13 protein-coding genes and 1 pseudogene are annotated in these 22,337 nt (G+C 71.4%); 4 read left to right on the top strand and 10 right to left on the bottom strand.

The window, feature by feature from the left end; genetic code table 11:
- A partial coding sequence (locus tag A5700_RS21765) for an NAD(P)H nitroreductase (RefSeq protein ID WP_068205012.1) occupies positions 1 to 745 on the bottom strand: 745 nt, incomplete at its 3' end.
- A gap of 126 nt (positions 746 to 871) precedes the next feature.
- Here A5700_RS21765 and macS point away from each other — a divergent pair.
- Together macS and A5700_RS21755 are read left to right on the top strand one after the other, a co-directional pair.
- Positions 872 to 2,014: a MacS family sensor histidine kinase gene (gene macS, locus A5700_RS21760; protein WP_068205010.1), complete on the top strand. Its 1,143-nt coding sequence runs from the start codon at positions 872 to 874 to the stop codon at positions 2,012 to 2,014.
- A 23-nt stretch (positions 2,015 to 2,037) separates the two neighbouring features.
- A pseudogene (locus A5700_RS21755) lies at positions 2,038 to 2,661 on the top strand (response regulator); the annotation flags it as partial.
- A 110-nt stretch (positions 2,662 to 2,771) separates the two neighbouring features.
- Here A5700_RS21755 and A5700_RS21750 read toward each other — a convergent pair.
- The 8 genes from A5700_RS21750 to A5700_RS21715 form a co-directional block, all read right to left on the bottom strand.
- Positions 2,772 to 4,085 (bottom strand): acyltransferase, encoded by a 1,314-nt coding sequence (locus A5700_RS21750; protein ID WP_068067772.1) that lies wholly within the window; start codon positions 4,083 to 4,085, stop codon positions 2,772 to 2,774.
- Positions 4,086 to 4,206: 121 nt separating this feature from the next.
- Complete coding sequence (locus tag A5700_RS21745) at positions 4,207 to 4,497, bottom strand: YiaA/YiaB family inner membrane protein (RefSeq protein WP_068067770.1); 291 nt, start codon at positions 4,495 to 4,497, stop codon at positions 4,207 to 4,209.
- A 74-nt stretch (positions 4,498 to 4,571) separates the two neighbouring features.
- Positions 4,572 to 5,774 (bottom strand): cation:proton antiporter, encoded by a 1,203-nt coding sequence (locus A5700_RS21740; protein ID WP_231973731.1) that lies wholly within the window; start codon positions 5,772 to 5,774, stop codon positions 4,572 to 4,574.
- Between the two features lie 48 nt (positions 5,775 to 5,822).
- Positions 5,823 to 6,896, bottom strand: coding sequence for a PDR/VanB family oxidoreductase (locus A5700_RS21735; protein WP_068067765.1), 1,074 nt, complete (start codon positions 6,894 to 6,896; stop codon positions 5,823 to 5,825).
- Positions 6,893 to 7,801: an alpha/beta fold hydrolase gene (locus tag A5700_RS21730; protein ID WP_068067763.1), complete on the bottom strand. Its 909-nt coding sequence runs from the start codon at positions 7,799 to 7,801 to the stop codon at positions 6,893 to 6,895. The genes A5700_RS21735 and A5700_RS21730 overlap by 4 nt, the downstream gene beginning before the upstream one ends.
- A gap of 17 nt (positions 7,802 to 7,818) precedes the next feature.
- On the bottom strand, positions 7,819 to 8,727 hold the full coding sequence (locus A5700_RS26670; RefSeq protein ID WP_068067760.1) for a metal-dependent hydrolase: 909 nt from the start codon (positions 8,725 to 8,727) through the stop codon (positions 7,819 to 7,821).
- 9 nt (positions 8,728 to 8,736) lie between these two features.
- Positions 8,737 to 11,997, bottom strand: a complete 3,261-nt coding sequence (locus A5700_RS21720; protein ID WP_068067757.1) for a thioester reductase domain-containing protein — start codon at positions 11,995 to 11,997, stop codon at positions 8,737 to 8,739.
- A gap of 418 nt (positions 11,998 to 12,415) precedes the next feature.
- Positions 12,416 to 13,414, bottom strand: a complete 999-nt coding sequence (locus tag A5700_RS21715; protein ID WP_068067754.1) for a diacylglycerol kinase family protein — start codon at positions 13,412 to 13,414, stop codon at positions 12,416 to 12,418.
- Between the two features lie 128 nt (positions 13,415 to 13,542).
- On the opposite strand from A5700_RS21715, the gene A5700_RS21710 reads away from it, so the two are divergent.
- Positions 13,543 to 14,412: an oxidoreductase gene (locus A5700_RS21710; protein ID WP_068067752.1), complete on the top strand. Its 870-nt coding sequence runs from the start codon at positions 13,543 to 13,545 to the stop codon at positions 14,410 to 14,412.
- A gap of 100 nt (positions 14,413 to 14,512) precedes the next feature.
- Positions 14,513 to 15,427, top strand: coding sequence for a DMT family transporter (locus A5700_RS21705; RefSeq protein WP_068067749.1), 915 nt, complete (start codon positions 14,513 to 14,515; stop codon positions 15,425 to 15,427).
- Here the strand turns inward: A5700_RS21705 and A5700_RS21700 are convergent.
- A partial coding sequence (locus A5700_RS21700; protein ID WP_156671352.1) for a non-ribosomal peptide synthetase occupies positions 15,424 to 22,337 on the bottom strand: 6,914 nt, incomplete at its 5' end. The genes A5700_RS21705 and A5700_RS21700 overlap by 4 nt on opposite strands.

The following is a 22,337-nucleotide window of genomic DNA, read 5'->3' as shown; positions in this document are numbered from 1 at the left end:
CCAACCGACCCAGGGTGTGGCCCGCCAGCAGATCCCAACATTCCCGCGCGCTCAAGACGGCGTTGTCGTCGTCGGCCGACGAACCCGGCGCCATGGGCAACGCCGACCCGGCGAAGAGCCGGCCCGGGATCTTCGCGTCCGGGTCCGACGCGGGGGTGTTGTGGGCGGGCACGCCGGCCACCGAGAAATAGCGCCCGCTCCACGCCGTGAGTTCGGCGAGGTACTCGCGGGTGAAGTGGTCCCGAACGGATGCGGCGACGATGTCGCGTAACTCGTCGACGTCCTGCACCTGACACAGCGTCACCCCGGCCCGCGCCACGCGCGCCGCCATCTGGGCGATGTCTCCCACCGGCACAGGCCACGAACTGTAATGCCGACGGTCGGTGCGCCGCCTCGGGATCGCCGCGGCGAGCGCGATGTCGACCGCGTCGGCGGGGTGTGCAGAAAGCTCGATGGCCGCGAGGTACCCGGGGTCGTCGTGGTCGGGGAACCGAGTCACCTTGCAGCGCCACCCGACCGACGCGAACGCGACGACGCAGTGGTGCAGCGTGGCGCCGCAACTGAGGAGAAGGTCGCGGCCGTCGGGGTCGGTGTTCGGCAACTGCCGGGCGTCGTCGGCGAACAGCTGCAGCCCGGCCGGGTGCACTCGCCACCGCCAGGGCTGGGTGTTGTGCACGGACGGGGCCCGGGACGCCAGCGACAGGACGGTCCGCACCGTGTCCGCGTCCGGCATGCGCGAATTCATGGCAGTCGCCCCCTCGCAGTTGCGTATCACACCCACGATTCCGCACCCGGCGCGGCGGCACGAGGGCACGACGGCTCTTGCGCAAAGGACTTTGGGCCGTTGGCGGGGCACTTATGCTGAACGCCGATGGCTAGTCACGGTCCCGACCCCACCGCACCGCTGTGGCGCGCGGCGCAGGTGTTCCGGCTGTTGAGCTGCATCTACGCCACCGGTTTTCAGATCGCGATCAACCCCGACCTGCGTCGGCCCGTGCTGGGCTGGGTGCTCTTCGCGGTGCTGATCGCGTGGAGCGCGGCCTGCGCGGTCGCCTACCTGCGCGGGTTCGGCCGCACCCGCGCGTGGGTGCTGACCGAGCTGGCCATCACCGTGGCGCTGATGGGCTCGAACACGATCGTCACCCACCCGCACTGGGCGTCCGAGAACCAGACCTGGCCGACGACGCTGTGGGCGAGCAACCCCACCATCTCCGCCGCCATCCAGTTCGGCCCGGCCGGCGGCATGGCGACCGGGCTGACCGTGATGGCCACCAACTTCGCCGTCAAGAACTATTTCGCGCTCAACCTGGGGCACAACGCCACCGTCATCATCGAGATCGCGATCGGCATGGCGATCGGCATGGCCGCGCAGACCGCGCGGCGCGCCCACGCCGAGCTGCAGCGGGCGGCCCAGTTGACGGCGGCGGTGCAGGAGCGCGACCGGCTGTCCCGCGAGGTCCACGACGGGGCGATCCAGGTCCTGGCGCTGGTGGCCAAGAGGGGTCATGAGATCGGCGGGCCCACCGCCGATCTCGCCGATCTGGCCAGCGAGCAGGAACGGGCCCTGCGGCGCTGGCTCGCCTGCTCCGACCTGCAGCCCGACGCCGACGCCGCGCCGGTCGACGTGCGCGCCCTGTTGCGCTGCCGCGAGTCCGATCGGGTGACCATCAGCCTGCCGGGAACGGCAGTGCCGCTGGCGCGTTCGGTGGCCGCCGAGCTCGACGCCGCCGTGGCGAACGCCTTGGACAACGCGCGCGCCCACGCCGGCCCCGGGGCGCACACCTTCGTGTTGCTGGAAGACCTCAGCGACGCCGTTGTGGTCAGCGTCCGCGACGACGGCGTCGGGATACCCGCCGGCCGGCTCGAGGAAGCGGCCGGCCAGGGGCGCCTGGGCATCTCCCAGTCGATCGTGGGGCGGCTGGCGTCGCTGGGCGGCACCGCCCGGCTCCGCAGCGATCCCGGCGAGGGCACGGAATGGGAGCTGTGCGTGCCGCGCCAGGACGGGCGGCCGTGACGGGCGCGGGTTCGACGACCGTCATGGTCGTCGACGATCACCCGATCTGGCGCGACGCCGTGGCCCGCGATCTGACCGAGGACGGCTTCGCGGTGGTCGCCACCGCCGACGGCGTGGCCGCCGCGCGCCGCCGCGCGGCCGTCGTGACCCCCGACGTCGTGGTCATGGACATGCAACTTCCCGACGGAGACGGCGCGCAGGCCACTGCGGCCGTGCTCGAGGTCTCGCCGTCGTCGCGGGTGCTGGTGTTGTCGGCCTCGGACGAGCGGGAGGACGTGCTGGAAGCCGTCAAGGCCGGCGCGACCGGTTATCTGGTGAAGAGCGCGTCCAAGGCGGAACTGGCGGAAGCGATCCGGTCGACGGCGGCCGGGCGCGCCGTGTTCACCCCCAGCCTGGCCGGGTTGGTGTTGGGCGAATACCGGCGCATCGCGGCGAGCAAGGACGAGGGCTCGAACCGGCCCAGCCTCACCGAGCGCGAGACCGAGGTGCTGCGCCATGTGGCAAAAGGGTTGTCCGCGAAGCAAATTGCCGCGCGGCTGTCGCTGAGCCACCGCACCGTGGAAAACCACGTGCAGGCGACCTTTCGCAAGTTGCAGGTGGCCAACAGGGTTGAGCTCACGCGGTACGCGATCGAGCACGGCTTGGACGGCGACGAAGACGGCGACCAGGACAGCGACCAGGACAGCGACCAGGACAGCGCCGGGGGCCGCGCCGGTCGCCGTTGACCGCCGCGGCCCCGCGCACGGGTCGTGTGGCGTCAGTAGCCCGTTGCCCCAGCAACTTTCGGTTGCCCGGCCACGGCCCGCGCCGTCACCAACGCGGCCACCGTCGCGCCCATGCACACCAACCCGTCATCCTTGAGGCCCCACCGGATCGCGGCCAGGATCGCGACACCGGCCACGCACAACAACGCGCCGACCACCCGGCCCCGCGCGACCGACGTCACTGCCGGCGCGCCGTCCCAACCCGACAGCGGGGCGTTCTCCAGCGGGCGCAGCGCGACGAATGCCGCCGCGACCACCCCGACCACGATGAGCACCTGCGCGACGCTGGTCGCGAGGAAGCCCGGCTGCCCCGGATAGCGCGGGCAGCCCAGGTAGTCGAAGGCCAGGTGCACGCTCAACAACACGGGCATGTGCCACAGGTACAGCGTCATCGCCCCGGAGTTACCGACGGCGGTCCACCACCACACGCGGGGCCGCTGCGCCCACCGCGCGATCGCGGGGGCGGCCGCAATGGCCAAGGCGCTCAACACAATCGCGTGCCCGGCCAACAACAGCGAGGGCGGGCTGGTGTTGGACAGCTGGTGGTCACCGATGCCGACCATGCTGATTTGGTACGGCCCCCACCAGACCAGGGCGACGTCGACCAGGAAGAAACCGGCCGCGACGGCCAGCGCGGACCGGCCGCCGAGCAGCCGGCGCCGGTAGGCCACGCCGAACATGGCGGGGATCAGCCAGACCGCGAGGTTGAGATATCCCAGTGGCATCCAGGCGGGCCACTGCAACCGGACGGCGTCGACGACGGCGATCGCCGCGTACACCGCGGCCACCCCCGCGGCGAGCCGCCGGGCGGTGGTGATCCGGTGCAGCACCGGCATGGCCGCCAGCACCAGCACGTAGGCACCCAGGAACCACAGCAGTTGAGTGCTGACCCCGGCGATTGGCTCGTAAACATGTTGCGGCAAAAGGTGGTACAGCACGGTTAAGGCGACGGCCCAGAACGCCAGGTAGTAGAACACCGGCCGGAACAGCCGGGTGCAGCGCTTCATCAACCAATCGCCCCAGTTGCTGCCGGGCGACCAGGACGACACGCAGGCCGCCGCGCCGGCCAGGAAGAACAGCGGCATGATCTGCAGCAGCCATGTCAGCGCCTGGAAAACCACCGAGGTGGTCAGCATGTTGTCCCAGATCAGCACGTGATTGCGGATCACGCTGATCGCCATCACCGTGTGGCCGAGCACCACCCCAATCAGCGAGGTGATCCGGATGACGTCCAGCACCCGGTCCCGGTCGGCCGGTGTGCTCGCCGCCAACTCGGCGGCGCCCGGAAAGCCTGAAAGCGTTGTCATCTCGAGTGTTCTGCCCTTCTGTGTGGATTCGGACCCGGTCGCGGGCGTCGCGATCAGCGTCGCCGATCGGACCGGGCCCGGGCACCCGCGTTACTACGCGTTTGGAGGTGAGTAGTTCTACTCAGGTGGTGGTGGTCAGGGGGTCGTAATCGGCCAGCAGCCTCTCGATGCGGGCCTCGTCGAGCCGCACCCGCACGGTCGCGGCTTCCTGCTGGTCGCGGATCACCTTGGCCAGAGTGAAGGCACTGGACACCAGGAACAGGAAGGTGATGCCGAGGAACATTCGCTGCCACCCGTCGAGCGGCAGGAAGTAGATGCCACCCAGCGCGGCGACGAAGCTGACGGTGAACGCGACGGCGGCCTGAGCGAAGAAGGCGGCCGTGGTCTTGGACATGCTATTCGGAACGGTCATGCCAAACAGCGTGCGGCACCGCCACACTCGGCCGGATCCGTAGGATTACTCAATCCTGCCGGCCCCCGTAGCGGCTACTCGGAGCGAGGTCCGGCAGCGCCGTCGGCGCCGCCGGCTGGGGTCGCGACGGTGCCGTCCGCGGCACCCTGGCGCCGCGCGGCGAGCGTGCCCGCGATCGCCGTGCCCGCGATGGTGAGCAAGGAACCGAACATCAACGCCGACGCCTCGCCCGGGGCCAGCAGGTGTTGCTGCATGCCGATGGTGGCCGCGGCCACCGCCACGCCCAGCTGGGTGGAGGACATCACCGCGAAGGTGAGCGGCTGGCCGAGCAGCCGTCCCACGCAGTGCGCCACCACCCCACCCAGCCCGAGCCCGACGCCGAGCAGCAGGTATTTCGGTTCGGCACCCAGGTCGCGCACCTGCAGCGAGGCGCCGAGCCAGACGAAGAACAGGGGGCTGAAAAACCCTTCGGTGATGCCGAACAACTGGCGCGCCAACCGTCGCGGCTCGCCGACCATCGCGAGCACCAGACCGAGGGCGAAGCCGGCCACCATGATCGACACGTCCGTGACGACGGCCAGCGTCGCCAACCCGAACAGCACCAACAGGTTGGACCGCAACTCCAACGCCAGTTCGTTGGCGCGCGAATAATGGTGCAGGCGCTGGCGCCAGCCCTTGCGGTCGGCCGCCCGCAGCAGCACGAACAGGACCGCGGCGCACGCGGTGATGGCCAGCCCGCCCAGCGCCGCCGTCGCGGCGTGGCGCGAGTCGATCACCAAGGGCAGCAACACGATACACGCGGCGTTCGCGATGGCGATCTGCGCGGTCACCGACAACACCTGCGGGCCGCGCAACCGCAGCGAGTCGATCATCGGCAACGCCATCGCCGCCGAGGACGACGCCGTCACCACCCCGTAGAGGGCGGCGTGTCCGGTGCCGAATTCCCGGGCCAGCGCCCAGCCCAACGCCGCCGCGACGGCACCGGCCGCCGCGGCGCGCGCCAGCGCCAACGGCACCGCGGCCCGCAGGGCGGGGTCGCGCACCGGCACGTGGCTGCCCACCACGAACATCACCAGCGCGAAGCCGATGTTGGCGAGCAACTCAAATGTCGGGTTGGTGTCGTCGACGAGGCCGAAGCCTGTCTTGCCGATCACCACGCCGGCGGCCAATTCGCCCACGATGACCGGTATCCGCAGGCGCGGCACCGCGGCCAGCAGCGGACCGGCGAAGCCGACGGCCGTCAGCAACGCCAGGGTGGAAACGTTGAAACCCTGCACGGCGCTCATCTTGCCGTGCCCGAGCTCAATGTCGGGGCAACACCGCGCTCACGCGTCGATGACGATGCGGCCCGAGCGCGCGCGCGACACGCACACCAGCATGGCGCCGTCCTCGGTCCCGCGCCCCCGGTGATCGACGTCCCCGGCGAGCACCTTGACCTTGCACGTGCCGCAGAACCCCTGTTGGCAGGAGTAGGCGGTCGCGGGGTCGGCATCGAGCATGACGTCGAGCGCCGAACGATTCGCCGGCACGCTCAGGACCCGTTGGGAACGCGCCAGTTCCAGCTCGAACGCGATACCGCCGAGCACCGGTGGGGGCCCGAATCGCTCGTAGTGCAGCGGCGCGTCGGCGTGTTCGGCGCGCACCGCGCGCACCGCCTCCAGCATCCCGGACGGGCCGCACACATAGACCGCCGTGCCGGGCCCGGCGCCGGCGAGCAGGTCGGTCGCGGTGGGCGGGCGACCGCGTTCGTCGTCGGCCCACACCGTGACGCGGTCGGGCGCCACCGCCAGCACCTCGTCGAGCAACGGCAGGTGATCCTTGGCGCGCCCGGCATAGATTGCGCGCCAACGCATGCCGCGTTGCTGCGCCGCGCGGATCATGGGCAGGATGGGCGTCACCCCGATGCCGCCGATGACGAACAGCGCCTCGCGGTCGTCGGTGACCAGAGAGAACGCGTTGCGGGGCCCGTCGAAATCGCAGGCGTCCCCCTCGCGCAGGGCGTCGTGCACTTCCACCGATCCCCCGCCACCGTCGGGGATGCGCCGCACGGCGATGCGGTAGTCGGTGCGCCGCCCCGGCGGGCCGCACAGCGAGTATTGCCGGCGCCGACCCGAGGGCAGCCGGAGGTCGATGTGCGCGCCGGGCCTCCAGGCCGGCAGCAACCCGCCGTCCGGGTCGGCCAGCGTCAACGCGACGACGTCGGGGGTCAGCACCTCGCGCCGGGCGATGATCGCCCGCGTGGTCCGCGGGACCGGTGTGACGCGCTCCGGCGTCCAGCGCGACGCGGAGGCCAAGCCACCGAACAGTGCGCCGACCCCCCACAGCGCCGTGTACAGCCGGTCGTGTTTGCGCCGGCCGTAGAGATCGGCCGGCCGGCTGCTCCAGATCGTCTGGCTCACGAGATGTCTCGGGCTCGCGCAGCGGCCGTCTGGTCCACCCACTCGCCGGTGAGCCGGGCGATGACGCCGGGATGCGAGGCCACCACCCAGTGACCGCCCTCGATCGGCACGACGCGCCCGTGGGGCGGGATCGACCCGGTGAACCGCTGCAGCGGCGGCGACACGAAGTAATCGCGCCGGGCCACCAGCGTCTGCACGGGGACGGCGGTTCGCGGCAACCGGTTGGCCAGGAACGGCGCCGGCATGTTGGCGCGATACAGGTTGAGCCCGTTGAGGTAGTCACGCAGCGAGCGGGTGGTCGCCGCCCGACGCTGGCCGCTACCGCGCGGCCGGCCAAGCAGTTCCACCAGCGCGAAGACGCTCGTCGTCGCGCGCGCCCAGATGGTCAACTCCGGCACCCCCGGGCACAGGAAGAACCCGATGTAGGAGGACGCGAGCACCTGCCGGACGACGTCGGTGACGCCGCGGGGCGTGCGCGCCGACCGCAGGAAGGCGCCCGCGTAGTTCAGGTGCGGCCCTGAGATGGACGTGAACGAGGCGATCTTGGGCGCCACCGAATCGTCGGTGACGGCCGCCCAGGCCTGGATCGACCCCCAGTCGTGGGCCACCAGGTGAACCCGGTCGACCCCGATGCTGTTGATCACCGTGCCGATGTCGGCCACCAACTGCGCGAACCGATAGCCGGATCGCCGTGCGGGCGTGCCGGATTCGCCGGACCCGCGCACGTCGAAGGCCACCACGTTGTAGCGGCCCCCGAGTTCGTCTGCCACACCGTCCCAGACGTGGTGGTTGTCCGGATATCCGTGGATCGCGACGACGGTGGGCCGCGAGCGGTCGATCGGGGCGTAGGCGTGGACCGCCAGGGCGATGCCGTCGGTGGCGGTGACGACACGGGACTGGGTCACGGCAACGGTCCTTCGCTTCAGTGGGCCGCGCGGGCCGCCGGCGAGCGGGCGAGGTAGTCGACCGCGCGCTCGACACCGCCCAACTGGGAGGGGTGGAAGTTCGGGGAGTAGTACGCGCCGATGACCCGTAGGAACTCGAAAGGGCCAGGCACCAACCCTTTTCGCGCCGCACGAAAGTAGTCGCGCCAGCGCGGCTTCGCGCCGGGCGGCAGGTGGGGGTCCACCGAATACATGAATCGCACGCCGCGGACGAACAACCACAGCAGGGACGGCGTGATCAGCAGCTGGGTGCGCACCTGCCGGGCGTAGCCGGCGCGCAGGTGTTTCATGGTGTCGAACGCGACCGCTTTGTGCTCGACTTCCTCGGCGCCGTGCCAGCGCAGCAGGTCCAGCATCACCGGGTCGGTGCCCATGGCGTCGTGCTGCGGGGTGTCGAGGATCCATTCGCCGAGGATGGCGGTGTAGTGCTCGAGCGCGGCCACCATCGAGACCCGTTCGAGCAGCCAACTCTGCCGCCGCCGGCGGCTCCAGCCGGGCCGGTCCCCGATGAGCCGGCCAAACAGCCACCGCATCTGATCGGTGAACGGCGTCACGTCGATGTCGTTGGCGGCGAAGTGGTCCAGCACGCCCGAGTGCGCCTGGGAGTGCATGGCCTCCTGGCTGATGAAGCCCTGCACGTCGCGGCGCAGCTGATCGTCCTTGATCAGGGGCAGCGTGTCCTTGAACGCCGCGACGATGAACTCCTCACCCGCCGGCAACAACAGGTGCAGCACGTTGCAGAAGTGCGTGGTAAAGGGTTCGTCCGGGACGTAGTAGAACGGCAGTGCGGCCCAGTCGAACTCGACGTCGCGCGCCTGCAGGACGATTCGCTCGGAGTCCAGCGACGCGTCGCGCGGCCCGGCGGCCCGGTGGTCAATCTCCGTCATCGTCGCCCCCTAGGCGATCTGCCGCGTCGCGGCGTGATCGTCGGTGAGCAATCCCGCGCCGCGCAGGAAACGGACCAGATGGTCGACCGTTTCGGCCAGCGGCGGCTCGTGCGTTCGGGTGGCCACCAGATCACGCGCGCGCCGGTACTGGGTGTTGTCGTAGCGCTTGTCGCGCATCGCCGCGATCTTGCCCGCCGAGCGGGTCAGGAAATCGACCAGCGGGTAGAGCTGGTCGCGCGCCGTGCAGCGGGTGTTCAGCTGCCCGGTGAACGACGGAATGTCGTGGTAGGCAAAGCGGTAACCGTGGCGCTCCGACAGGATGCGGGTGATGTCGGTGAGGTTGTAGTAGTCGTCGGCGGTCATGTTGAAGACCTGCGCCTCCTCGCCCGCCGGCAGCTCCATCAACGCGACCACGTGGTCGGCGATCAGGTCCGCCGGCAGCAGGCTCACCTGATTCAGCGCCTCGACCGCCACGCCGTGCTCGATCATGAACGCGGTGAGCCGCACCAGGATGTCGTCCTGGCTGCCGAAGCCGGCGCCGGTCGGTGAGATGAGCGACGGCCGGTAGATGCGGACGTCGAGGCCTTGCCGTTGCGCCCGCAGCGCCAGCTGCTCGGCCACCCACTTGGTCTGCGAGTAGCCGAAGTCCAGGCCGGCCATCGCGTCGTTGGCATCCCACTCCCCGACCACCGGTTCGGTGCTCCAGCCGTAGATGAAGGTGCTGGAGACCAGGTGGAAAGCCTTGCGGTGGCCCGTCATTGCCAACCGCAGCAATACGCGGGTGCCCTCCACGTTGGCGGGCCGCAGGGCGTCATAGGTGCGGACGTAATTCACCAGGGCACCGTTGTGCACGACGGCGTCGACCTCGTGCGCCAGTTGCGCGAAGGCCGCCTCCCCGATGCCCAGCGCCGGCTCGGCGAGGTCGCCGCACACCACCCGCACCCGGGAGCGGACCTTGGCCTCCAGGGCGGGAGTCCACAGCTGAGCCCGGCGCAACGAGGCCACGATGCGGTCCACCCCGTGCGCCGCGTCGTTGGCACGCACCAGGGCGTGCAGCGTGTGGGAAGTCCGCGACAGCAGGCTGGCGACCAGGAACGGGCCGAGGAACCCGGTGGCACCCGTGAGCAGGATGTCGGTGACCGCGCCCGGCCGCGCCGGAGCGAGCTCCGGCAACGGCAGCGCCGCGTCCGCGCGCATCTGGGCGGCCTCGCGCGCCTCGTATTCGGCGGAGAGGTCGTCCAGCGCCCGGCGCAGGCTGTCGATCGGCTGCCCGGCGCCGTCGGCGAATCGCGCCGTCAGGTCGAAGAATTCAGCCACGGTCAGGCGCTGCAGCAACCGGGTGTTGACCTCGTCGGCCAACTCCCCGGCGCCGTGGTCCTCCAACAGCGCCTGCAGGTCCGTGCGCAGCTCGGCCAGGGCCAACGAGTCGATGCCGAGGTCCGCGAACGAGCACTCCTCCTGGCCGGTCAGGTCGTAGCTGTCGATCAGGCGGCGAAACCGGTCCCGCGGCGCGGCGTCGACGTCCGCCGGCACGGGGCCGGGCTGAGCGTAGCTGGCCAGCACCGGTAGCTCGCCGCCCTCGAACAGCTGGCGGGTCTGCGCGCGCCGCACCTTGCCCGAGCTGGTCTTGGGGATGGTGCGGGGCGGGACGAACACGATGGTGTGCGGGTCGATGTGGCACTGCCGGCGAATGGCGCGCGCCAGCGCCCGGCCGTCCGGCCGGGCGGCCTCGTCGCGCAGCTCGGCCACCACCACCAAGGTCTCGCGCTCGTCGCGTTCCACGGCGAAGGCGGCGACGCACCCGTCGCGGACCTGCGTCACCGAGCGCTCCACGACCGCCTCGACGTCGGAGGGGTAGCAGTTGACGCCGCGCACGATGATCAGGTCTTTGCTGCGGCCGCAGACGAAAAGCTCACCCTCGTAAACGAATCCGAGATCGCCGGTCCGCAGGTAGGTGTGCTCTTCGTCGCCGACGATGCGGGCCGCAAAGGACTCGGCGGTCAGTTCGGGGCGGTTCCAGTAGCCGGCGCCCTTGGACGGCCCGTCCAGCCAGACCTCCCCCACCCGACCCTCGGGCAGAGCGCGCCTGGTCTGCGGGTCGACGATGCGAACCACATTGTCGGGCAACGGCTTTCCGCAGCTGACCAGCGCGACTTGGTTGTTGTTCTGCGGCGACGCCTGGCCCGTGCCGGCGGTCCGCTCCACCCGGGCGTGGTTGTTCTCCAACGCGCGCTTGTTGGCGGTCACGATCTGCCGGCCCCGCAACGACACGATGAGGGTGGCCTCGGCCATGCCGTACGCGCCGGTCAGCGCCTCGGGACGCAGCCCGTAGGGCGCGAACCGCTCCCGGAAGCGGGCGAAGGTGCGGCCCCGCAGCGGCTCGGCGCCCACGACGATGCTGTCCAGGCTGCTCAGGTCGATGCCGGCCAACTCCGCGTCGGGCAGCTTGTCCTGGCGCAGGCAGTACTCGAGGGCGAAGTTCGGGGCCGGGGTGTGGGTGGCGCCGACCTCGCTGATCAGCCGGAGCCAGGACGACGGCCGTTTGAGGAAGTCCAGCGGCGACATGGCGTGCGTGGTGCCGCCCTTGAGGACGATGAACAGGTAGGCGGAGATCAACCCCATGTCGTGGTGCTGCGGCAGCCAGCTGACCAGCACCTCACCCCCGCTGAACGCCGACCCGTTGGCGATGACGTTGGCGTGCGTCACGATCACGCCCTTCGGGTCGCTCGTCGATCCGGAGGTGTACTGCAGGAACAGGACCGGCCCGGGGGTGTCCGCGACCGGGGCGCCACCGAAGTCCTGCGCGCCGTCGGTCGCAAACCAGGGCAGCTGCGGCAGGTCGACGTCCGGACCGCCGGGCGCCGTGGCCGACCGGTGGCCGAGCAGCAGGCGGAAGTCGTACTCGAACTGCTTGGTCGACAAAACCGCCCTGGCTCCGCTGTCGCGCGCGATGAAGGCGAGCTTGGCCAGCCCGGACTCGAACGACATCGGCAGCGGGGGGCTGACCGGGACCGCGATCACCCCGATGCGGGCGCAGGCGAACAGCGCGGCGACCATTTCCAATCCCGGGGGGTAGACCAGGAGCGCCCGATCGCCCGGCTCCAAGCCCGCCTCCCGGGAGAGGTATGCGGCCAGTTCGCGGGTCCGCTCGGCGAACCCCTGGTAGGTGTAGTGCTCGAGTTCGCGGCGCTCGTCGTCGACAAACCGGAACAGCGTCTGCTCCGGCCTCCGCGTCTCCCACATCTGCAGGTAATCGACAAGCGTCTCCATCGCGGAGCACCCCCCCTTCCAGGTCCGCCGGTCGCGACCACCGCGTGGGCGAGTCGGCCGGTCTTCGATTGAAAACCAATGTAGCGCCGCCTGCGCGGGCCGGGCAAAAGCTCGGGCGGCATTTATCCGGTTCGCACATGCAATCCACAGGGCGGGCTTAACGAGGCGCACGGCGCGTCGCGTACTGACGTACGTGAACGCGGACCTCAGTACAGCTGCGTCGCGCTTGAGCAGGCGTTATACGGACGATGCGGTCCGTAAGTACTGAACCGCGCATTTACGAATTTGCACGAAACAATGGAGCGGCCTGACATTTAACCCAGAAGATAATTGATCACACAATCGTCGCCGGGGGCCTTAACAGGCGAAATTCGGCGGCGGCCCGGCATTTCACCGGCGCCCTGCGGAGACGTTGACGTCAGGGCCGCGCCGCGCGGGCGACGCGGATGCGGGGCCCCGCGTGGGCCGCCAGCGTGACGATGCCCGGAAAACGTTCGCCGTCGATGATCGGCGAGAGCGGCTCCCCCTCGGCCTCGATGGTCATCTCGTGGCCGTTGACGTCGCGGATCTTTTCGCCGCGGACCGTGCCGTTGGTAAGCGCCGCGAGGAGTTGGACGACGATCTTCGACGGCCGCAACTCGCCCGCCTGGAATTGCAGCGCGCCCGGCTCGGCCGCCTTCGGGAAGAGCCGCAGCGGGCCGGCGATGCGCAGGTCGATCGCGCCGGCGTGCAGGAGCCGGTGCGTGCGGGTCGGAACCTCCTCGCCGTCGATCACCACCCGGGCGCGCGTCGGCGCCAGCAGGACGCTGGCGTAGTTCGGGGTCGACGACCGGCCCGGCGTCACCTTCGAGGTGAGGTAGTCGCCGAGCGTGCGGCCCAGCACCCGGGCCACCGCGAGGCGGCCGTGATCGGGTGCGTCGTAATACCGTTCGTAGAACCGGTTGCCCACGCCGCCCGCGGCCAGGCCGAAGCACAGCCGGTGGAACGGGGCGCCGTCGGCGGTGCGGCCGTCCAGGGCCAACGTGTCGAGCAGCACCTCGGGCGGCGGCGCCTCGCGGCGGGCGGCGACCGCCAGCCCGCGGATGATCGCGTCGGGTCGCCCGCGCACGCCGGCCTTGCGCGCGACGGCGTTGACGCTGCCGCCGTTGCTCGGCACGAACGCCGGCCAGCGCAGCGAATCGGCCTCGCAGCGCTCCACCTCGTTGATCAACCAGTGCAGGGCCCCGTCACCGCCGTCGGCCACCAGGTGCGTGACGCGCGGGTAGAGGTCCGCGATGGTCGCGCGCAACTCCGTGATGGAGGCCGTCTCGTGCACCTCGCCCACCGAGCCGACAGCGCGCCGCAGTGCGGCGATCCGGTCACCCCGGCTGGCGCGGTTGCGGCGCGCTTGCGGGTTGACGATGACCCCTAGATACATCCGGCGACTCCCGACGCGTGAGCGCAGCTGTCGCAGGTCATCCCGAGCACGATACCCGCGGCCGCCCCCGCGTCGGGCGCCGCTGTGAGGTGCCCGGTCCCGGGGATGGCACCGTTACTGTGGCTGGCATGGCTGACTGGACCACCGCGGACCTGCCCTCGTTCGACGGGCGCACCGTCGTCGTCACCGGCGGCAACGCCGGCCTCGGCGAGGCGACCGCGCGGGCGTTGGCGCGCGTCGGCGCGCGCGTGATCCTGGCGGTCCGCGACACGGGCAAGGGCCGCGCGGCGGCGGCGCGGATGACCGGGCGGGTCGAGGTGCGCGAGCTCGACCTGCAGGATCTGGCCTCGGTGGGGCGGTTCGCCGACGGTGTCGACGCGGTCGACGTCCTGGTGAACAACGCGGGCATCATGGCCACCAAGCACGGCTCGACCGTGGACGGCTTCGAGGGGCAGATCGGCACCAACCACCTGGGCCATTTCGCGCTCACCAACCTGTTGCTGCCCAAGATCGGTGACCGGGTGGTGACGGTCTCCTCGCTGCTGCACAACATCGGCTACATCAGCCTCACCGACCTCAACTGGGAGTCCCGGCCGTATTCGGCGTGGCTGGCCTACGGGCAGTCCAAGCTGGCCAACCTGCTGTTCACCCGCGAATTGCAGCGGCGGCTGCGGGCCGCCTCGTCGCCGGTGCGCGCGTTGGCCGCCCATCCGGGCTGGTCGCACACCAACCTGCAGGGCAACTCGGGCCGCCGGCTCGGGGACGCCGTGGTGCTGGCCGTGGACCGCATCGTGTCCACCGACGCCGACTTCGGCGCCCGCCAGACGCTGTACGCGGTGGCCCGGGATTTGCCGGGTGACACCTTTGTGGGCCCGCGGTTCGGGCTGTACGGGCGAACGCAGCCGACCTGGCGGAACTGGCTGGCCAAACGGGACGCCACGGCCGTCGCGCTCTGGGACCTCTCCGAACGCCTCACCGGCACCAAGTTCCCGCTCTGACGTCGCGGCGGCGTCGGCGCCCGGCCGCCGCGTTCGGTGGGCCCGCGGCGGGCGTGACGGTTAAATTGGAGCGCAAGCTCAACCGCACGAGGAGTTAGCCATGTCGCACACGCATCTGGCCGCCCTCCTGGCCCTGTGTGCCGCGCTGGCGTCCGCGATCGGCAACGTGGTGCGGCAACGGTCGGCGCAGGAGGTCACCGACAAGCCGGTGGGCCACCTGGCGTTGTTCGGCATGTTGCTGCGCGATCGGCGCTGGTGGCTGGGCGGCCTCGGTGACATCGGCAGCTACGTGCTGCTCGCGGCCGCCCTGGACAAGGGCTCCGTGCTGCTCGTCATGTCGCTGCAGGTGACGGCGCTGCTGTTCGCGCTTCCGGTGTACGCGCGGATGAGCCGGCATGCCATCACGCGGCGCGAGTGGCTGTGGGCGCTGCTGCTGGCGGCGGCGCTGGCCGTGCTCATCGCGGTCGGGGACCCGACCGGCGGCCAGCAGCGCGCGCCGCTGCACACCTGGGTCGTGGTGGCGGTCGCGCTCGGTCCGGTGCTGGCGCTGGGCCTGGCGGGCGCCCGCGTGTGGGCGGACCGACCGGCCGCGGCGTTGCTGTTGGCGGCGGTGGCCGGCTCGTTGCTGGCCGTGTTCGCGGTCTTGATGAAGGGCGTCGTCGACATCGTCGAGCACGACCCCGCCCAGTTGTGGCGCACGCCCGAGTTCTACGCCTGGGTGTTCACCGGCGCCGCCGGGATGATCATCCACCAGTCGGCGTACCGCGCCGGCGCGTTGACGGCGTCCCTGCCGACGATCATCGTGGCGAAGCCCGTCGTGGGCGGGGTGCTCGGCATCACCGTTCTGGGCGAGACGCTCGAGGCCGGCGGCCCGGAGTGGGTGGTGCTCGCGGTGGCCGCGGTGACGGTGATCGTCGCGACCGTGGGCCTGGCGCACGGCGAGGCCGCCAGTGTGGGCGCCGGTGCCGGCCGCGACGTGCTCACCGACCGGCCCACGGCGGAATTCCAGACCTAACCGCCCTCGACCAGGCCCAGCAGCTGCAGGCCGACCGCGTACTGAACGACGACCGCCGGTGACACGTGCGGAATGTCGTTGTCGGGGCCCACTTTCGCGTCCTGCACCGCGGCGCGGAACCGATCGGTGGACGCGAAGCGGGCGGGCGGCTCGGCCGGTTGCAGCGCCGCGGAGTTCGCCGCGGACAGCACCGCGAGGATGGAGTGCTCGCGGGTGCGGTCGGGCAGCGCCCGCAGCCTCGCCTCGAATTGGCGCAGCCATGCACCGAAGTCGTCGACGCGCTCGATCGGATAACCGGCCTCGATCAGCCAGTCGACGTATTCGTCGAGCCCGATGCCGTCGTCGTGCGAGTTCATCACGTGGTAGGTCTCGAACCCGTCGACGACCTGAGCGCCCAGCGTCGCGATCGCCTCGGCGACGAATTCCACGGGCAGGCCGTCGTAGTGGGCGCGCTGCCGATTCCCTTGCGCGTCAAGGCGATAGAACGACGTGGGGGCGATGCCGGTGGCCAGGACGCTGAGCACCATCCGGGTGACCAGATCCGACAGGTTGAGCTGGCCCGCGTAGGTGGTGTCGGCCAGGATCATTCCGCTGCGGAACACCGCGACCGGCAGTCCGCAGCGCTCGTGGGCCTCCCGCAGCAGCACCTCCGCGGCCCACTTGCTGTTGCCGTAGCCGTTGACGCGGCTGCCGTCGTTCTTGCGGGTGGGGCTGACGACCCGGATGTCGGCGTCTTCGCGGAAGGCCGACGGCTCGATCGGGTCGCCGACGTTGGCCGTCGACACGTAGCTGATGGGCTTTCGCCTGCCGGTCAGCGCCAGCCGGATCAGCTCGGCGGTGCCGACCACGTTCGGGACGAACAGTTCGCTGTAGGGCAGCGCGCCGTTGACCACCGCGGCCGCGTCGACGATCAGGTCCACCGTGTCGGCCAGCCGTTGCCAATCCCGTTGACCGAGGCCGAGATTGGGTTCGCCTTTGTCGCCGGCGACGACCTCGAGCCGGTCGGCGGCCAACTCGTGGAAGTGCTTGGTCAGCCGGGGGTCACCGCTGTCGAAGGTCTGTTCCAGGCGGCGGCGCGCGTCCTCGTCCGACGCCGCCCGCACCAGGCAGATCAACGTCCCGTCGGCCAGTTCGAGGCGTTCGAGCCACTGCAGCGTCAGGTAGCGCCCCAGAAATCCGGTCGCCCCGGTCAGCAACACCGTCCGCACCTCGGCGCCGGGGCCGGGCAGTGCCGACGCGCCGGCCAGCGTGTCGGCGTCAAAGAACTTCTCGAGCGTCAGGTCGCGCGCGTGCACCTCGGTGGGGGCGCTGCCGTGTACGTGCACGAAGCGCGGGTCGTCGGCGTAATCGTGCACGCGCTCGCTCAGACCGGCGACCGTCGGCGCGCTGAACAGGGTGCGCACCGTCAGGTGGGCGCCCAGGGTCTTGTTGAGGGTGGCGATCAGGCGCATCGCGGACAACGAGTCGCCGCCGAGGTCGAAGAAGGAGTCGTCGAGTCCCACTCGATCCAGGCCCAGCACCTCGGCGTAGGCCTCGGCGAGGAGGCGTTCCAGGTCGGTGCCCGGGGCGCGGTAGTCGGCGTCGCGGTAGGCCGGCACCGGCAGCGCGCGGGTGTCCAGCTTGCCGTTGACCGTCAACGGCAGCGCGTCGATCACGACGAGGGCTGCCGGAATCATGAAGGGCGGCAACGTCTCTCGCAGCCCCGCCCGTGCGGCCTGCACGTCGAGCGCGCCCGGCGCGGACTCGGTGACGTAACCGACCAGGCGCTTGTCGCCGGGGCGGTCCTCTCGCACGACGACCACGGCCTGGTCGACCGAGTCCACGGCGGCCAGCGCAGCCTGAATCTCCCCGAGTTCGATGCGGTAGCCGCGGATCTTGACCTGTTCGTCGGCGCGGCCCAAATAGTCCAGCTGCCCGTCGGCGCGCCATCGCACCAGATCTCCGGTGCGATACATCCGCCGGCCGGGCTCGCCGAACGGGCATGCCACGAAGCGCGACGCGGTCAACCCCGGGCGGCGCAGGTAGCCGGCGCCCAGTCCGCGCCCGGCTACGTACAGTTCGCCGACGGTGCCCACGGGCACCGCCCGCAGCCACCGGTCCAGGACGAAGAACGCCGCCCCGGGCACCGGCGCACCGATCGGCGGTGTTCCCGTCCCGGCGCGCAGCGGCGGGCTGACCGCCACGCACATCGTGGTCTCGGTCGGCCCGTAGGCGTTGGTCATCACCCGCCCCGGCGCCCACCGGTCGACCAGTTCCGCCGAGCACGCCTCGGCGGCCACCACCAACGCCACCGACTCCAGCGCCCGCGGGGACAGCGCCGAGACCGCCGACGGGGTCTGGTGCAACACGGTGACCCGTTCGTCGATCAGCAACGCCTGCAGCTCATCGGGCAGCGCGGCGGCCGCTTCGGGCACGATCACCAGGCGCGAGCCGTGCAGCAGCGCCCCCCAGATTTCCTCGACGGACGCGTCGAACGCGTACGAATACCATTGCGACCAAGCCTCGTTCGGCCCGGACGGCAACCCCACGTGCAGCGTGGCGAGGAGCTGGGTGACGTTCGCGTGTGTGGTGGCCACGCCCTTGGGCACGCCGGTGGTGCCCGAGGTGTAGATGATGTGCGCGATGTCGTGGGCGGCGGGCAGCGGTAACGCCGTGTCGGGCATGGCCTGGACGGCGGGCGCGTCGGGCTCGACGACCGGCACCCCGCGCCCGGCGAACCGGGACGCCAGCTCGGCGGTGGTCACCGCGGCGACCGGACCGGCGTCGCCGACCACGAAGTCGACGCGGGAGTCCGGCACGGCCGGGTCGATCGGCAGGTAGGCCGCCCCGGACTTCAGGACGGCCAGGATCGCGACGATCGCCTCGGCCGAGCGCGGGAACGCCACCGCCACACACTCGCCCGGCGCCGCCCCCAGCCCGGCCAGATGCCGCGCCAGCCGGTTGGCGGCCGCGTCCAACTCCCGATACGTCATGGTCGCGCCGCCGAAGCTGACCGCCACCGCGGCCGGGGTGCGCGCCACCTGGGCGGCGAACAGCTCGGGCACCGAGGCCTCGGCCGACGACCGGCCGAGCGTCGCCCGGTTGCCGATGACGTCGAGGTGTGCCCGTTCGGCGTCATCGAGGACGTCCACCGACGACAACGGCCGCGCCGGATCGGCCACCAACGCCGCCAGCACCCGCTCCAGGCGAGTAACCAGGCGCGCAACGGTTTCCGGGTCGAAAAGATCCGTGCGGAATTCCACGCCGCCGCCGATGCCGGCGGGTTCGCCGTCGGGGCCGAAGCGTTCACCGAGGGAGAAGGTGAGGTCCATGCGGGCGGCGTGGCTCTCCAGCGGTAGCTGGGTGACCCGCAGGTCGCCCTGGTCCAGGCCCGTGGCCGGGTCGTGGCCGTGCTCGCGCAGGTTCTGCCAGGTCACCGACACCTGCACGAGCGGGTGGTGGCTCGCGGACCGGACCGGGTTGAGCCGCTCCACGAGCAGCTCGAAGGGCACGTCCTGGTGTTCGAGAGCCGCCAGGCTGCGGGCGCGGACCTGGGCGAGGAACTCCGAGACGGTGGCGTCGCCTCGGGCGTCGACCCGCAGGATCAGCGTATTGACGAAAAAGCCCACCAGGCGGTCCAGGGCGGCGTCACGCCGGCCGGCGACGGCGAACCCCACCGCGACGTCCTCGGTCGCGGCGACCTTGGACAACAACACGGCCAGGGCCGCCTGCACCACCATGAAGCTGGTCGCGTCGTGCCGGCGGGCCACCGCGCGCACCCGGCGCTGCAACTCCGCCGGCCATTCCACGCTCACCCGCGCCCCGCGGTGGTCGGCGGTGGCGGGATACGGCCGGTCGGTGGGCAGCTGCAGCCGCTCGGGCATCCCCGCCAGCGCGCCCTGCCAGTAGGCCAGCTCTCTCGCGAGGTGGCTGGTGCCGTCTTCCAGGTCGCCGAACTGGGCGCGCTGCCACAGGGTGAAGTCGGCGTACTGCACCGGCAGGGGCGCCCAGTGCGGGGCGTGTCCGGCGGACCGGCTGGCGTACGCGGCCGCGAGGTCGCTCACCAGCGGCGCCACCGACCAGCCGTCGGCGGCGATGTGGTGCACCACCGCCACCAGGACGTGCTCGTCCTCGGACACCGCGAATAGCCTTGCGTACAACGGTATTTCCCGCGACAGGTCGAAGGTGTGCCGCGCGACCGCCCCGAGGGACGCCAGCAACTGCTGGCGCGGCCATGCCGTGGCGTCGACGACGCCCCAACCGAAGTCCGCGTGCTCGGGCGCCAGCACCTCCTGATAGGGCACGCCGTCGCGGTGCGGGAACACCGTGCGCAGCGATTCGTGGCGGCCGACCACGTCGGCCAGGGCCGCGCCCAGCGCGTCGACGTCCAGGCGGCCGGTCAGCGCGAGCGCCACGGCCATGTTGAATACCGCTGAGGGACCCGTGAATTGGTCGAGGAACCACAGCCGACTCTGGCCGAAGGACAGCGGGATCACGGCGGGCCGCTCGCCGGGCACCAGGGGTTCCAGCGCGCCAGCGCCGGTGTGGATCTTGGGAGCCAGTCCGGCGATGGTGGGCGTGTCGAACAGGGCGCGCACGCCCAGCCGCGCGTCGAGGGACTTGTTGACCGCCGCGATCAGGCGCATCGCGGTGAGCGAGTCCCCACCGAGGTCGAAGAACGAGTCGTCGACGCCGACGCGCTCCACGCCCAGGATTTCGGCGTAGCTGTCGGCCAGGATCTCCTCGATGGCGTTGCCGGGGGCGCGGTATCCGGCGTCGCGGTACTCCGGTGCGGGCAGCGCCCGGCGGTCCAGCTTGCCGCTGACCGTCAGGGGCAACGCGTCCAACGCCACGATGGCGGCGGGCACCAGGTAGGCGGGCAGCTGCTTGGCCAGCTCGGCCCGCGCGTGCCGCGGGTCCGCCGCGCCGGTGAAGTAACCGACGAGGCGCTTGTCACCGGGCCGGTCCTCCCGGACGACGACCGCCGCGGCGTCCACACCCGCCAACGCGGCCAGCGCGCAACGGATTTCACCGAGTTCGACGCGGTAGCCGCGGATCTTGACCTGCTCGTCGGCGCGCCCCACGTAGTGCAGTTGCCCGTCGGCGCGCCACCGCACCAGGTCACCGGTGCGGTACATGCGCGCCCCGGGCGCGTCCGCGCCCGCGAACGGGCACGCGACGAAGCGTAACGCGGTCAACGCCGCCCGGCCCAGATAGCCGACGCCCACCCCCCGGCCGGCGACGTACAACTCACCGACCACGCCGGGCGGTACGGGGCGCAACCCCGCGTCGAGCACGAACAGCGCGGCCCCCGCGGCCGGCGCCCCGATGGGCACCTCGCCCGCGCCCGCCTCGAGCGGGGCGCTGACGGTCACGTCCACGGTGGTTTCCGTCGGGCCGTACGCGTTGCGCATCACCCGGCCCGGCGCCCACCGCTGGACCAACTCGGCCGGGCAGGCCTCGCCGCCGACGATCAGCGCCGCCGACTCCAACCCCTCGAGGGGCAACGCCGCCAACGCGGACGGCGTTTGACTGAGCACGCCGACCCGCTCGCGCACCACCAGGTCGCGCAGGTCCTCACCCGCCACGGCCTCCGGGACGACGACCAGCAGCCCGCCGTGCAGCAACGCGCCCCAGATCTCACGCACCGACGCGTCGAACGCGTAGGAGTGCCACTGCGTCGACACCCGCGCCGGCCCGGGCGCGGTCAGGGCGGCGTCCAGGCCCTCCATCAGCTGGGTGACGTTGCGGTGCGTCACCGCAACGCCTTTGGGGGTTCCGGTGGTGCCGGAGGTGTAGATGATGTGGGCGACGTTGTCGGCGGCCGGCGCCGGCGGCGCGAAACTGGGGTGAGCATCCAGCGGCGCGTCGATGTCGACCACCCGCACGTCGTGACCCGTTAATCGGCGGGCCATGCTCGCGGTGGTGATCGCGACGACGGGTGCGCCGTCGGCCAGGAGGAAGTCGAGCCGGGCGTCGGGCACGGCGGGGTCGATGGGCAGGTATGCCGCGCCCGTCTTCAACACGGCCAGGATCGCCACAATCGCCTCGGCAGAACGCGGGAGGAGCAGCGCCACCACGCGGCCCGGCCGCGCGCCGTGGGCGGCCAGCAGGTGCGCGAGGCGGTTCGCGGCCTGCTCCACCTCCCGGTAGGTCAGGGAGCGGTCCGCGCAGCGCAGCGCCGTCGCGTCGGCGCTGCGAAGCGCCTGCGCGGCAAACAGTTCCGGTATCGACGGGCCGACGTCGGCCCGGGTCAGCGCCGCGCGGTTGCCCGCCTCGTCGAGCCACGCGTGTTCGCGCTCGTCGACCACGTCGATGGTGGACAACCGGCGCGTGGGATCGGCCGTTATGGCCAGCACGACCCGCTCCAGCCGCGCGACGAGCGCCTCGATGCTGGCCGCGTCGAACACGTCGGTGCGGAATTCCACCGCGCCGGTGATCCCCGCGGGCTCCCCCGCCGGCGTCCACCGTTCGGCCAGCGAGAAGGTGAGGTCCATCCGCGCGGTGTGGGTGTCCAGCGGCATCGGGGTGATCTGTAGGTCGCCCAGCGTCAGCCCGGCGGCCGGGTCGTGCTGGCCGGGTAGGTTCTGCCACGCCAGCGCCACCTGAACCAACGGGTGATGGGCCATCGATCGGGTCGGATTGAGCCGCTCCACCAAGACGTCGAAGGGCAGGTCCTGGTGCTCGTAGGCCGCCAGGCTGCGCGCCCGCACCTGGGCCAGCGTCTCGGCGATCGTGGGGTCGCCGGCCAGCTGCACCCGCAGCACCAACCTGTTGACGAAGAAACCGACCAGGTCGTCCAGCGCGGGGTCGGGGCGGCCGGCGACCGGGAAGCCCACGGCCACATCGGCGGTCGCGCACAGCTTGCTCAACAGGACGGCCAGCGCCGCCTGCAGCACCATGAAGCTCGTCGCGTCGTGGTCGCGGGCCA

Origin of the sequence: Mycobacterium sp. E1214 (assembly GCF_001666755.1) — a bacterium.
Classification (GTDB): domain Bacteria; phylum Actinomycetota; class Actinomycetes; order Mycobacteriales; family Mycobacteriaceae; genus Mycobacterium.
Note: the sequence above shows the minus strand (reverse complement) of the source record. Positions and strands in the feature narration are given on the sequence as shown.

What these genes read in the sequence shown, in the direction of transcription:
- macS (WP_068205010.1), top strand. Translation starts at nt 872, where the DNA reads ATGGCTAGTCACGGTCCCGACCCCACCGCACCGCTGTGGCGCGCGGCG.
- A5700_RS21750 (WP_068067772.1), bottom strand. Translation starts at nt 4,085, where the DNA reads ATGACAACGCTTTCAGGCTTTCCGGGCGCCGCCGAGTTGGCGGCGAGC.
- A5700_RS21745 (WP_068067770.1), bottom strand. Translation starts at nt 4,497, where the DNA reads ATGACCGTTCCGAATAGCATGTCCAAGACCACGGCCGCCTTCTTCGCT.
- A5700_RS26670 (WP_068067760.1), bottom strand. Translation starts at nt 8,727, where the DNA reads ATGACGGAGATTGACCACCGGGCCGCCGGGCCGCGCGACGCGTCGCTG.
- A5700_RS21720 (WP_068067757.1), bottom strand. Translation starts at nt 11,997, where the DNA reads ATGGAGACGCTTGTCGATTACCTGCAGATGTGGGAGACGCGGAGGCCG.
- A5700_RS21715 (WP_068067754.1), bottom strand. Translation starts at nt 13,414, where the DNA reads ATGTATCTAGGGGTCATCGTCAACCCGCAAGCGCGCCGCAACCGCGCC.
- A5700_RS21710 (WP_068067752.1), top strand. Translation starts at nt 13,543, where the DNA reads ATGGCTGACTGGACCACCGCGGACCTGCCCTCGTTCGACGGGCGCACC.
- A5700_RS21705 (WP_068067749.1), top strand. Translation starts at nt 14,513, where the DNA reads ATGTCGCACACGCATCTGGCCGCCCTCCTGGCCCTGTGTGCCGCGCTG.